General features: G+C 58.4%; 10 protein-coding genes. 4 read left to right on the forward strand and 6 right to left on the reverse strand.

The window, feature by feature from the left end; translation table 11 throughout:
* Nucleotides 1-27 precede the first annotated feature (27 nt).
* Both selA and selB read left to right on the forward strand, forming a co-directional pair.
* Complete coding sequence (gene selA / locus NR114_RS15330) at nucleotides 28-1,419, forward strand: L-seryl-tRNA(Sec) selenium transferase (protein ID WP_048759391.1); 1,392 nt, start codon at nucleotides 28-30, stop codon at nucleotides 1,417-1,419.
* Nucleotides 1,416-3,263 (forward strand): selenocysteine-specific translation elongation factor, encoded by a 1,848-nt coding sequence (gene selB, locus NR114_RS15335; RefSeq protein ID WP_234529114.1) that lies wholly within the window; start codon nucleotides 1,416-1,418, stop codon nucleotides 3,261-3,263. The genes selA and selB overlap by 4 nt, the downstream gene beginning before the upstream one ends.
* Before the next feature lie 476 nt (nucleotides 3,264-3,739).
* Here the strand turns inward: selB and NR114_RS15340 are convergent, their stop codons facing one another.
* Nucleotides 3,740-4,987 carry an MFS transporter gene (locus NR114_RS15340; RefSeq protein ID WP_174573582.1) on the reverse strand — a complete coding sequence of 416 codons (1,248 nt, stop codon included), beginning with the start codon at nucleotides 4,985-4,987 and terminating at the stop codon, nucleotides 3,740-3,742.
* Between the two features lie 219 nt (nucleotides 4,988-5,206).
* Between NR114_RS15340 and NR114_RS15345 the strand changes: the two genes are divergently transcribed.
* Nucleotides 5,207-6,199, forward strand: coding sequence for an acyltransferase (locus NR114_RS15345; RefSeq protein WP_129941227.1), 993 nt, complete (start codon nucleotides 5,207-5,209; stop codon nucleotides 6,197-6,199).
* Here the strand turns inward: NR114_RS15345 and NR114_RS15350 are convergent.
* The 5 genes from NR114_RS15350 to xylA form a co-directional block, all read right to left on the reverse strand.
* A complete protein-coding gene (locus tag NR114_RS15350; RefSeq protein WP_020824688.1) occupies nucleotides 6,194-7,117 on the reverse strand; it encodes a GlxA family transcriptional regulator in 924 nt (307 codons plus the stop codon). The two genes, NR114_RS15345 and NR114_RS15350, sit on opposite strands and share 6 nt — an antisense overlap.
* A 2-nt stretch (nucleotides 7,118-7,119) precedes the next feature.
* A complete protein-coding gene (locus NR114_RS15355) occupies nucleotides 7,120-7,671 on the reverse strand; it encodes a cysteine hydrolase family protein (protein WP_020824689.1) in 552 nt (183 codons plus the stop codon).
* A gap of 99 nt (nucleotides 7,672-7,770) precedes the next feature.
* Nucleotides 7,771-9,165 (reverse strand): amidohydrolase family protein, encoded by a 1,395-nt coding sequence (locus NR114_RS15360; protein ID WP_256814271.1) that lies wholly within the window; start codon nucleotides 9,163-9,165, stop codon nucleotides 7,771-7,773.
* 145 nt (nucleotides 9,166-9,310) lie between these two features.
* Nucleotides 9,311-10,762, reverse strand: coding sequence for a xylulokinase (gene xylB / locus NR114_RS15365; RefSeq protein ID WP_256814273.1), 1,452 nt, complete (start codon nucleotides 10,760-10,762; stop codon nucleotides 9,311-9,313).
* A 42-nt stretch (nucleotides 10,763-10,804) separates the two neighbouring features.
* Nucleotides 10,805-12,124, reverse strand: a complete 1,320-nt coding sequence (xylA, locus tag NR114_RS15370; RefSeq protein WP_020824691.1) for a xylose isomerase — start codon at nucleotides 12,122-12,124, stop codon at nucleotides 10,805-10,807.
* 366 nt (nucleotides 12,125-12,490) lie between these two features.
* Here xylA and xylF point away from each other — a divergent pair, with 366 nt between their 5' ends.
* On the forward strand, nucleotides 12,491-13,486 hold the full coding sequence (gene xylF / locus NR114_RS15375) for a D-xylose ABC transporter substrate-binding protein (RefSeq protein WP_020824692.1): 996 nt from the start codon (nucleotides 12,491-12,493) through the stop codon (nucleotides 13,484-13,486).
* Nucleotides 13,487-13,508 lie beyond the last annotated feature (22 nt).

A 13,508-nucleotide genomic window follows, 5' to 3' on the forward strand; every position in this document is an offset into this window, starting at 1 on the left:
AGACCTCCACACTGAAACCGAGCGACCATGAGCACTGAATCCCAGCTTCTTTACAGCCAGTTACCCGCCATCGATCGCCTGTTGCGCGATCCCGCTATCGAACCGCTGGTTACGCAGCACGGACAAACGCTGATTGGCGAGTTACTGCGTCAATTGCAACTGCAGGCGCGTGAAACCATTAAACACCACCAAAGGTTACCAGACTGGTGCGGTGACTGGGCACAGGCGCTCAGCGCGGAGCTGGAGCAATGGCAGCGTCCGGCATTGGCTCCGGTATTCAACCTCAGCGGCACCGTGCTGCACACCAACCTTGGCCGGGCCCTGCTGGCGCAGCCGGTGATAGAAGCGGTGACGAGTTCCATGGGCGCGGCGGTAACGCTGGAATACGATCTGGACGGTGCCGGTCGTGGTCACCGCGATCGCGCGGTAGCGGATTTATTATGCCAATTGACCGGCGCGGAAGACGCCTGCATCGTCAACAACAATGCGGCTGCGGTGCTGCTGATGCTGGCGGCGATTGCCCCCGGCAAGCAGGTGGTGGTATCGCGTGGCGAACTGGTGGAAATTGGCGGTGCGTTCCGCATCCCTGACGTGATGCGCCAGGCCGGTTGCCAACTGGTTGAGGTCGGCACGACCAACCGCACCCACCTGAAAGATTACCGCAGCGCGATTAACGAACAGACCGGGCTGCTGATGAAGGTGCATACCAGCAATTACAGCATCCAGGGTTTTACCGCCGCGGTGGAAGAAGCCGAACTGGCGCAGCTCGGCGCAGAGCATGGCCTGCCTACCGCCACCGATCTGGGCAGCGGCTCATTGATTGATATGGCGCAATACGGTCTGCCGGCGGAACCCATGCCGCAGCGGTTGCTCGCCGCCGGAGTAGATTTGGTGACGTTCTCCGGCGACAAGCTGCTCGGCGGCCCGCAGGCCGGCATCATCGTCGGCAAAAAGGCGCTGATCGCCAAGCTGCAGCAACACCCTCTGAAGCGTGCGCTACGCGTTGGCAAACTGACGCTGGCGGCGCTGGAAGCGACTTTACGACTCTATCAACAGCCCGAACTGTTGGCACAACAGCTGCCGACGCTACGGCTATTGACCCGCCCGCAGCAGGCGATGCAGGGTTCTGCCGAACGTCTGTTGCAGGTGCTGGCGCCACAGTTTGCCGGGCATTTCCAACTGCGTGCCGAACCCTGCTGGTCGCAGATTGGCAGCGGTTCGTTGCCGGTCGATCGGCTGCCCAGCTATGCGCTGACCTTTGCGCCGCTCGATGGCCGTGGCGCAACGTTGGAAGCGTTGGCAGAACGCTGGCGTCGGCTGCCGCAGCCGGTGATCGGCCGAATTAACGACGGCAGGCTGTGGCTCGATCTGCGCTGTCTGGAGCAGGAAGACGCGCTGATTGAGGCCCTGAGAGAATGATTATTGCTACCGCCGGCCATGTCGATCATGGCAAAACTACCCTGCTGCAAGCGATCTCCGGGATCAATGCGGATCGCCTGCCGGAAGAAAAACGCCGTGGCATGACCATAGATCTGGGTTATGCCTACTGGCCGCAGCCCGATGGCCGGGTGTTGGGCTTTATCGACGTGCCGGGACACGAGAAATTCCTCGCCAATATGCTGGCGGGCGTTGGTGGCATCGACCATGCCTTGCTGGTGGTGGCCTGCGACGATGGCGTGATGGCGCAAACGCGCGAGCACCTGGCGATACTGCGATTGAGCGGGCGTCCGGCGCTGACGGTGGCCTTGACCAAAGCCGATCGGGTGGATGAAACGCGTGTCGAAGAGGTTCGACAGCAGCTTGACGAGGAGCTGACGCGCCAGGGTTGGCAACAGGCACCGGTGTTTGTCACCGCCGCGCCGCAGTCGCAGGGAATCGACGCACTGCGCGCGCATTTGCTGGCGCTGCGGCCTGACGAACATGCGGTAACGCGCCGCTTCCGCCTGGCGGTGGATCGCGCGTTCAGCGTGAAAGGCGCTGGTTTGGTAGTGACCGGTACCGCACTGGGTGGCCAGGTGGCGGTAGGCGACACGCTGTGGCTGACCGGCGCCGACGCGCCGGTGCGGGTTCGCGGTTTGCACGCGCAAAACCAACCGGTTGAGCAAGCGCAGGCTGGACAGCGTATTGCGTTGAATATTAGCGGTGACGTCAGCAAAGATCAGGTCGCACGCGGCGATTGGTTGCTGGCGCAAAAGCCCCCGATCGCCGCCGAGCGAATTCTGGTGGCGTTGGATAAGGATTTGCCGATAAAGCACTGGCAGCCGCTGCATTTACATCATGCCGCCAGCCATATTACCGGGCGAGTTTCGTTGCTCAGTGATGGGCTGGCGGAACTGATCCTTGACCGTCCGCTATGGCTGGCCGAAAACGATCGGCTGGTGCTGCGCGATATTGGCGCACGCCAAACCCTGGGCGGCGCAAGGGTGCTGAGCTTGACGACGCCCAAACGGGGTAAGCGCCAACCCGAGTATTTGGCCTGGCTGGCGGCGCTGGCACAGGCCGACGATGACTGTCAGGTGCTGGCGCTGCATTTGCCCAAGGGCGCGCTGGATCTGGCGGCCTTTGCCTGGGCACGACAACTGACCGAGAAACCGTTGGCGAAGTTGTTGGCGAGTCATGAATTGCTGATTGCCGGTGATAGGGCGTTGGCGCAGGAGAATGCACAGCTGGATCAACAGCGTCTGCTACAGGTGTTGGCCGAGTATCATCAGCAGCATGCCGATCAGCTCGGCCTGGGGCGTGCGCGCCTGCGGCGCATGGCTGTGCCGCAACTGTCTGAGGCGCTGGCATTTATGATGATCGATCGGCTGCTGGCTGCCGGTTTGCTTAGCAATACGCGCGGGTGGCTGCACCTGCCGGAGCACGGTTTGGCGTTCAGCGCTGAAGAGCAAATCCTGTGGGCCCGTATTGAACCGCTGTTCGGCGACGAAGCCTGGTGGGTGCGCGATCTGGCTGCCGAATTGGGCGAGGACGAGGCATGGGTGCGGACCACGCTGCGTAAAGCCGCTCAGTTGGGCCATGTCACGGCAGTGGTGGTGGATCGTTACTATCTAAGCCAACGGATAGAACAATTCGCCGCGTTGATCCGTGAACTGGATGAAACGCAGGGCAGCGCCAACGCCGCCGATTTTCGTGACCGGCTCGGCGTGGGGCGTAAACTGGCCATTCAGGTGCTGGAGTTTTTCGACCGCAGCGGATTTACCCGCCGCAAGGGCAACCAACACCTGTTGCGCGACAGCGGACTCTATACCCGTCATACCTGAAGCTGCCTCTGCGTTGGCTGCCAGCACTCACCCCAGTCACTTACTTGAGTAAGCTCCTGGGGACTCATGCTCTTGCCGCGTTACTCGGCAAAGCCTCGCCCCGTTGGGGCCAGCGCAAGCGCTGTTCAACAAAGCCGTGGCTTTGTTGTGATGCAACTCCAATTATTTTGGGTATAGCCGTGTATTTTGATTAAGTCGCGAGGTCATCAGGATGAATACTGAAGGTTTATCACCACTGCCCATAAGAAAAGATGATGAAAAGTATGCCGGGTTTGTGCGAGAGAAAGAACAGAGGTGCTTGACGCTAGAGGCACTTAGTGACGTTGAACAGATGAATTTTATCAGCCATGAGGCGGTACTGGCATGGGCTATAAGTTTGAGAACTGATTCATCTGACTGATAGGGTTAAATCCAGTGTAAATCTTGAAACACGGAAAGAGATATCGTCTCTTCCCGTGTCGTTAGCTCGGCGCTTGTTATAACGCAGCGTTAGGCGTCGGCGTTGCATCGCCGCTGCGGCGTTTGCTGAGGAACAGCGCCACCAGTGTCAGCCAGCACAGGCCACTGAGCAGGTTGAACAGATTGAACAGCCCGCTGCCGCCCCACACGTAAGCCACTTTAGCCAGCTCGATACCGACGGTGAACACCATCATGCTCAACATGCCCATGGTGGCGGAGACCGTGCCTTTGCTGACGTTGCTTGAGAACAGCGTCAAACGATACAGCCCGGCGTTGGCCAGCCCGATGCCGAAAGCGTACAGGCTGAGACCCGCTGTCATCCACAGATAGGCATGGCTGGAGAATATCGTCGCCAGCGCCGCGATCAGCAAACCCACCATCATCGGCCCGGCACCCAATTTGATCAGGCGCGGGACGCTGTTCTTGCCGGTGAGACGTGCCAGCGTCAGGTTGCCGAGGATCAGCGCACCGAACACCGGAATTTGCAGCAGACCGTAATCCAGCGTCGACAGCGACTCGCCGCTGATCAGGATCACCGGCGATTGGGCAATCCAGGCCAGCAGCGGCAGGCTGGCGAAACCGATGGCCAGCGCGCCGCAAATAAAGCGGCGGTTGGACAATACCTGACGATAGTCGCGCCACAGGTTGGCGGCCGAGAATTTCTCACCCTGCAGCGAAGCCGTCTCCGGCATGGCTTTCCACAGGCCGTAAAAGGCAAACGCAGCCAGTGCGGCGAACAGTACGAACATGCTCTGCCACGGCGCGACGTGGATCAGCGCGGCACCGGCCAACGGCCCCAGCAGCGGGGCAATCAGCGCCACGTTGGCCATCAGAGCGGTGATTTTGATGCACACCGACTCTTCAAACGACTCCTGGATGGTGGCGTAACCCACTGCGCCGATAAAGCACAGGCCAATCCCCTGCAGGAAACGCATAAAGATAAACTGTTCAATGCTGGTCACCAGCAAAATAGCCAGACAGGCGACGATAAAAAACGCCACGCCGGCCAGCATGACCGGGCGACGCCCGCGCCGATCCGACAACGGCCCCAGCAGCCATTGCAGGAAAATACCGCCGGCCAGATAGGCGGTCATTGAGGTTGGCACCCACTCTTCACCGGCGTTGAAATCGGCCACTACCGCCAACATGCCAGGTTGGATCATATCGTTGCCGATATAGGTGGCAAATTCGAACAGCACCAGACAAAGCGGGAATAAAAGCGCCTGTCGACCCAAGCGAGCCGCAGGTGGTAAAGTAGTTTTCATATTTATCGTACTGAAAGTAAAGAAGAAATAAGGAACTGCCAGGGCGGGAAGCGCAATCTGAGCGAGTTGTGGCGGCTATTTTGCCGCCAATTGTTCACCTTAGCAACGATAAGGTGTTGTTTCAGCACATTCTGATATTCGCCGTCAGGGTTGCCACCCACACTTTCGCTCTATAACCTTATTTTAACAAATCAAGATGACAATATTGCGGGCGATCTTTTGAGCAATAAAATTGGCTGGATAGATAACTTGCGCGCAGTGGCGTGCATGATGGTGGTGATGATCCACGCCACCACCTATTACGTCACCAGCGGGGTGGCGGTGGGCGAACATAACTGGGACATCGCTAACGTACTGAACTCACTGTCGCGCGTTTCGGTACCCCTGTTTTTCATGATTTCCGGCTACCTGTTTTTCGGCGAGAAAAGCGCCGGCAAAAAGCATTTCATCCGCATTGGCTGCTGTATTGCGTTTTACAGCGCGGTCGCGCTGATTTATATCGCGGCGTTTACCAAAATCGGTTTCTGGCCGTCGCTGCGTGGCATATTGTTAAAGCCGGTGTTCTACCATCTGTGGTTCTTCTATGCGATCGCGGTGATTTATCTGCTGTCGCCGCTGATCAACGTCAAGCCGGTATCACGCCGCTACCTGGCCGGCGTGCTGGTGATCCTGGCGGTGGTCGCCAATCCCAATACCAGCTCGCTGACCCTGGGTAACGCTCACCTGCTGCCGGTCAATCTGTATATCTATGGGGACACCTTTTACTACCTGCTGTACGCGTTGGCCGGCCGGGCGATTGGCATGATGGACACCCAGGGGCGAGGTATCAGTTGGCTGGCGATATTGGGGTTTGTGGCTAGCGTGGCGTTGATCGTTCAGGGCACCAAAAGCCAGATGTTCATCAACGGTAACTTTGCCGATACTTATTACATCTACTGTGGGCCGCTGGTGTTTATCGCGGCGGTATCCCTGGTGGTATGGTTTAAAAATTGTCTGCCCGAGCCTATTGGCTGGTTGGGCATTTTTTCCCGACATTCGCTGGCAATCTACGGTTTTCACGCCATTATCATCAATTTTATGCGCAGCCGTCACCTGACGCTGACCGCCCATCCGTTACTGGATATCTTCTGGGTATTCGGCGTGGCGTTGGCGCTCAGCCTGCTGTTGTCGATGGGATTGCAGAAAATAGACTCTCGGCGGCTGGTGTCATAACGCGGTCGAGCCGCGCTGCTGGGCACGCCGCAGTTGACGACCGGATGAAAACCCCGCCGCCAGCGCCGCCTTTTCCAGCCCATAGCCCTGTTGCAGCCGCTGCTGCGCCACCGCCAGCCGCAGCTGTTCATGGTATTCACGCACGCTGATGCCGACGTGGCTACGGAACAGCCTGGCTAGATGGCGGCTGCTGACATGGGCCTTTTCCGCCACCTGCGGCACCGACCATTCGGCCTCGGGTTCGGCGGCCATCACGTCTTGCGCACGGTGCACCGCCGGGTGCAGATGGTTGCGGTAACGCAGCCAGGGGGAGAGCTGCGGATCATCGCCGGAACGGCGAAAATACACCACCATTTCGCGGGCAATCTCCATTGCCCGTATTGCACCGCATTGACGGTTAATCAAATGCAGCGCCAGATCGATACCGGCGGTAATGCCGGCGCTGGTGTACAGGTTGCGGTCTTCAACAAAGATACGGTTCTCTTTCACCTGCGCGGCCGGGGCCTGCTGACGCATGCGTTCGATCACATCATGGTGGGTGGTGCACTGATAGCCGTCGAGTAGCCCGGCCTGCGCCGCCAGCAGGGCGCCGGAGCAGATACAGACCAGCGTGATGCGCTGCTGCCGCAAATCGGGTTGCAGCGCCGCCAGCCAGTGGCGGGCCTGTTCGGCCGCCTGATGGTCAAAATCGCTACGTGAATCGCGTGCGCCGGGCACCACCACAATAGCGCCGTCTTCCAGTCGGGCGGGCAGCGGCTGCAGTTGGCTCAACGTCATGCCAATCGAGCAGGTGATCTGCGGCAGTGGGCTGATGTAGCGCAGGCTGAATGCCCCGGCCAAACGCAGGGTTTCGGCCGGGCCGCTGACGTCCAGCGACAGCGCGTTGGGCAACATCAAAAAATAGACGGCCTGCGGCATGATTACTCCTGTGAGAGTTGCGCCAGCACTTCATCCACGCTGGCGAGCTGGGCGAAGCGGTCGACCAGCACCGTCTCAGTATGACGCTTGAGCTGTTCGGTGGTAAAGACTTCTCCATTGGGATGCTGCATCGGGAAAGTCATCGTGGCCTCGGTGACGAAAGTCACCCGATAACCGAGATCGGACGCCACCCGGGTGGTGGTTTCGCAGCACTGTTCGGTGCGGATGCCGGAGATAATCAAGTGATCGATATCCCGTTGGCGCAGCCAGGCGTCCAGACCGGATTCGGTCAGTGCATTGTGCACCTGTTTATGAACGGTGACGTCTGCCTGATGGTTGAGGAACGGCAGCGGTTTTACCCAGCCGGATGCCAGCGAAAACGGCCCCTCCGGTGATACGTGGAAAACATCAACCAAGGCTACGCCCTGCCGGCGACAGCCTTCGATCAGCCGTGTCAGTGCCTGCTGGAAAGCGGGCAGATCTTCTTCCTGCCAGAATGGGCGATGCTGGAATGATTGTTGAACATCGATGATCAATAACGCGCTCTGTGACATTTTCGGCCCTCCGCCAATGGGTATGACGCCATACTGCGCCGTTACTTTGTCTGGCAGAAGGCCAAAAACGGCCATCATGGTGACATCAACGGACCAGCATCAGGCTTTGCCGACCTGGCCGGCGACCAGCCGCCCCTGATGGAAAGTGGCCGTGCGCGCCGGCAGGCGGGCCACCGCCTCGGCGGAGCAACTGGCGTTGACCAGTACAAACTCTGCGTTGTCCCCGGCCTGCGGCCAGACGCGTTGGCCTTTGTCGTTCAGCGGCAGCACGCCACCGGTCGAGATTGCCATAGCACGGGAGAGGTGGAATTCGTCGGAGCCGCGGTAAAGTTGGGCGTAAAGGTTGGCTTTTTCCAGAATGTCACCGCTGCCGAACGGTGACCAATGGTCGATCACGCTGTCGGTTCCGGTCATCACAAATACCCCTTTTTCACTGAGCTGCGGCAGCGGCATCATCAGCCCGCCAATCGGCACCGTAGAGGCGATGGTGATTTGCTGCGCCGCCAGCCGGCTAGCGGTTTCCTCCAGTTCATTCTGGTTCAGCACGGTCAGGGCAAACGCATGGCTGATGGTGACTTTACCGCGCAGCGCCGGGTTCTTTTCTACGGTGGCGATCATGTAGTTGATTGCCGCTACGCCGGCGGGGCTGGTTTCATGCAGGTGGATATCGACGCCTTTGCCGGTGTCGAGTGCAATCTGGAACATCGCATCCAGCGACTTCTCCATGGCGCCGTCAACGTTGGTCGGATCCAGTCCGCCGACGTATTGCACCCCCATTTGCATGGCCTCGCGCATCAAGCCGTCGACTTTGGAATGCAGCAGGCCATGCTGCGGGAAGGCGACGATTTCACAGCTGAAGTCCGCCCGGTGGTTTTCCAGCGCACGCTGCAGGTGTTCCAGGCTTTTCAACCCGCTGACCGGATCGATATTGCAGTGGCTGCGTGCCACGGTGCTGCCTTTCGATTGCAGCAAGGCGATCAGGTTTTCCGCACGCTGCTGCGAGGTGGGCAACAGCTTGGGGATCAAGGTCTGTTCGAGCGCGATCATGTCCATGATGGTTTTGCCCTGACGTGGGCGCGGTGCCTGCCATGGGCCGCTGTAGAAGGTTTTATCCAGATGGATATGCATGTCGCGAAATGCCGGCAGCAGCAGTTGGCCCTGCGCCTGATAGCGTGCTACGCCGGCGGGAGGCGTTGCTTCTTTCGGGTGAACTGCGGCAATTTTTCCGTCTTTGATTTCAAGTTGATACAGCGCGGTGCGGGTGCCGATCACCGTCTCGCCATCGTACTCAAAACCGTCTTCCAGTCGAACGTCGCTCAGCCAGTAGTGGCTGTCGGCCAGGCTCATAGGTGTGCTCTCTGGTATACATGCGCTGCTCGCTGGCGCTGCGGCTTGCGCCACACCCCCCGTCAGACCAATGACTGCGCAGGCGGTGGTGATTTTGCCGGTTTGGCTGAGGAAAGCTCTGCGGCTTTGTTGTTGGTTTTTTTCCACGTTCAATTCCTTAATCCAGAGGTGAGGTGCGTCAAAAGACAGCCACCAATTTAGGAGAGGAGCGCGTGGGTTGGCAGCGACATTTGCCACTGGCGACTATTCGATTTGGCAATAATAAGGGGCGCTGTTTGGCCCCCTTTCGGTTTTACATCAACGGTAACAGACGGGAATAGAGCTCGCGGAAGGTGCTGCGCAGCGCGGTGTACTGCTGGTGGCGCTCGGCATCCGGTGTATGTACCTGTTCCAGCGGCAATTCAGGCAACAATTCAGCCAGTGGGCGCTGCGGGTTCAGGGCAATCTGAGCCAAGCGAGCCGCCCCCAGCGCCGGGCCAACATCGCCGCCGGTGCGGTATTCCAGCCGCTGGCCGCTGATATCCGCCAGCATTTGTCGCCAGAAGGGGCTGCGCGCGCCGCCGCCAATCAGGGTGATACTGGACGGCTGCAGACCGCTGGCGTGCAGTACGTCCATGCCATCAGCCAGGGCGAAACCAACCCCTTCCAGCACGGCGCGCGCCAGGTCGGTTGGCCCATGCTGGTGAGTCAGGCCCCAGAATGCGCCTTTGGCGTTAGGATTGTTGTGCGGCGTACGCTCGCCGGAAAGATAGGGCAGGAACCACAGCGGCGCTGCCGCCGGCGGCGCCTGTTCGACATTGCGCAGTAGGGTAGCGACGTCCTCGACGTTGGTCAGTTTGCACACCCAGTCCAGGCAGGATGCAGCGCTGAGCGTGACCGACATCAGGTGCCAGGTGTCGGGCAACGCATGGCAGAAACTGTGTACCGCGCTGGCCGGGTTACTGAGAAAACCGTCGCTGACGGCAAAATAAACGCCGGAGGTGCCGAGTGACAACATCGCCTGCCCCGCCTGATACAGGCCTACGCCGATCGCCCCGGCGGCATTATCACCGCCGCCGGCCACCACCGGCACTGGCGACATGCCCCAACGTTTGGCCAGTTCAATATGGGTCTGGCCGGTGATCTGATTGCCTTCGAACAGCTGTGGCATCTGGCGGCGAGTCAGGCTGCAAGCCGCCAGCATCTCCTCGCTCCAGTTGCGCCGCGCCACGTTCAGCCAGCCGGTTCCTGCGGCGTCCGACATGTCGCTGGCGAATTCGCCGGTGAGGCACCAGCGCAGGTAATCCTTGGGCAGCAGGACTTTATCTATACGTTTGAACAGCTCGGGCTCATGCTGCCGTACCCACAGCAGTTTGGGAGCGGTAAAGCCCGGCATCATCAGGTTGCCAGTGATTTGCCGCGACTGCGGCACCGCCTGTTCCAGCGCCAGACACTGTGCGGCGCTTCTGCCGTCGTTCCACAAAATCGCCGGGCGCAGCACCTGCTGACGTGCATCCAACAGTGTGGCACCGTGCATCTGACCGCTGAGCCCAATGGCTTTTACCTGCTGCAGGTTGTGTTGCTTGCCCAGCGCCAGCATCGCGCGGTCGGTGGCGTGCCACCAGTCCTGCGGGGCCTGCTCTGACCATAGGGGATGAGGACGGGAAATGGGCAGCGATTCACCGTGGCTGGCGAGCAATTGGCCCTGCTCGCTGAGCAAAATAACTTTTACGCCGGAAGTGCCGAGATCGATGCCGATATACATGGTTGAGGATCCTTAAAGGCGCGGCGTGTGCCGCGCGATCGGTTAGCCGAACAGATAGCGGTTCATCAGGTTTTCGAGCTGTTCCTGACGGCCGCTGACGTGCTGCGGCGCCAGTGCATGGCCTTCAGCGTACTGCGCCAAGGCTTCGAGCGACAGTTTGCCCTGCAAAATTTGCTGGCCCAATTCACCATTCCAGCCGGCATAGCGTTTCGCTACCTGCTGATGCAACTGGCCGTCAGTCACCATTTTTGCCGCGACCTTCAGTGCCAGTGCCATAGTATCCATGGCGCCAATATGACCATAGAACAGATCGTACTTGTCGGTGCTTTGACGGCGGACTTTGGCATCGAAGTTCAACCCACCGGTGGTGAATCCCCCGGCGTTGAGAATTTCGAACATCACCAGCGCGTTCTCTTCTACGCTGATCGGGAATTGGTCGGTATCCCAGCCCAGCTGTGGGTCACCCCGGTTGGCATCGACAGAGCCGAAAATGCCCAGCGCAATGGCGGTGGCGATTTCATGATGGAACGAATGGCCTGCCAGCGTGGCGTGGTTGGCTTCGATATTCACCTTGATCTCTTTTTCCAGGCCGAACTGCTTAAGGAAACCATAGACGGTGGCGACGTCGTAGTCGTACTGATGTTTGGTCGGTTCCTGCGGTTTGGGCTCAATCAGCAGGGTGCCCTGGAAACCGGTTTTGTGTTTATGCTCCACCACCATCTGCATAAAGCGGCCAATTTGCTCACGTTCCTGGCGCAAATCGGTATTTAGCAAGGTCTCATAGCCTTCACGCCCGCCCCACAGCACGTAGTTTTCACCGCCCAGGCGCTGGGTGGCGTTCATGGCGGTGAACACCTGGGTGGCTGCCCAACTGAAGATTTCCGGATCCGGGTTGGTGGCGGCCCCGGCGCCATAACGCGGATGGGTAAAACAGTTGGCGGTGCCCCACAGCAGTTTCACGCCGCTGCTGTGCTGCTTTTCTTCCAGCACGTCGGTCATTACCGCAAAGTTGTGCAGATACTCTTTCAGCGAGGCACCTTCCGGTGAGACATCTACGTCATGGAAGCAGTAGTAAGGTACGTTCAGCTTGTGGAAGAACTCGAACGCCACGTCGGCTTTGCGTTTGGCCAGCGCCAGCGCGTCGCCCGGCTGCTGCCAGGGACGATCGAAGGCACCGACGCCGAACATGTCCGCGCCGTTCCAGCAGAAGGTATGCCAGTAACAGGCGGCGAAACGCAGATGTTCCGCCATGCGCTTGCCAAGCACCAGTTCATCCGGATTGTAGTGATGAAAGGCCAGGGGGTTATTGCTGGCTGGGCCTTCGTAGCGCACTTGCTCAAGCTGATCAAAATAAGGTTGCATTATCGACTCCTGGGTAGCAATGCCCGAGTTACGGGATGGCTTTATCTTCGGAGTTTGCGGCAGACGGCTCAATTACGTTATTTCACACTTAAATTCACAGAATTATTAAATGTGCGGCAGATCCCATAATAAGGGTTTAACCGTGCTTTATTTAAGGCTTCTTTCATTTTTATTTGTCGATGTGCTGTTTTACAGCGTGAAAGCATGACCGCCATCATAAAAATAACATTAAACCAAAAATCGTAATTGGCCGGTAAAAATCAGTAATTGCCGAAGTATAAATAAGCGACAACAATCTGCTCGAAGCTGTGTAATCGGCCTATTTCAATTACCTTCCTTATGCTTTAAATAACAAAGGTATATAAGATGAAATTTAAACCTGTGTTCCTTTCTGTCTGCGCGCTGCTGGCGCTGGCCAGCCAACCGGCGTTCAGCAAAGAAGTCAAAATCGGCATGGCGATCGATGACCTGCGCCTGGAGCGCTGGCAAAAAGACCGCGATATCTTCGTCAGCAAAGCCAAGTCGCTGGGTGCAGACGTGTTTGTTCAATCCGCTAACGGCAATGAAGAAACCCAAATGGCGCAGATCGAAAATATGATCAACCGCGGCGTCGACGTGCTGGTGATTATTCCTTATAACGGCCAGGTGCTGAGCAACGTCATCAGCGAAGCCAAACGGGAAGGCATTAAGGTCCTGGCTTACGACCGCATGATCAATAACGCGGACATCGATTTCTACATCTCCTTTGATAATGAAAAGGTCGGCGAATTGCAGGCGCAAAGCCTGGTGCAGCGGGTACCGCAGGGCAATTATTTCCTGATGGGCGGCTCGCCGGTGGATAACAACGCCAAGCTGTTCCGCCAGGGCCAGATGAAGGTGCTGCAACCGCTGATCGACGGCGGGAAAATCAAGGTTGTGGGCGATCAGTGGGTTGATGGATGGCTGCCGGAAAACGCATTGAAAATCATGGAAAATGCGCTGACCGCCAACAATAACAAGATCGACGCGGTGGTGGCTTCTAACGATGCCACCGCCGGTGGCGCAATTCAGGCGCTTGCCGCACAAGGCCTGGCGGGCAAAGTGGCCATTTCCGGCCAGGACGCCGATCTGGCGGCGGTGAAGCGTATCGTCGCTGGTACCCAGACCATGACGGTCTATAAGCCAATCAGCAAACTGGCCGATGAGGCTGCGGGCATTGCCGTGCAGCTGGGCAAGGGCGAACAGCCGAAAACCAATGCCAGCTTAAATAACGGCAGCAAAGAAGTGCCCTCCTGGTTATTAACGCCGATCCCGGTGGATAAAGCGAATATTGACAGCACCATTATTGCCGACGGTTTCCACAAAAAAGCCGACATTCAATAATTCCGAAAGCCGGTAATGTGGA

Source organism: Serratia sp. Ser99 (assembly GCF_024519545.1).
In the GTDB taxonomy this organism is placed as follows: domain Bacteria; phylum Pseudomonadota; class Gammaproteobacteria; order Enterobacterales; family Enterobacteriaceae; genus Serratia; species Serratia liquefaciens.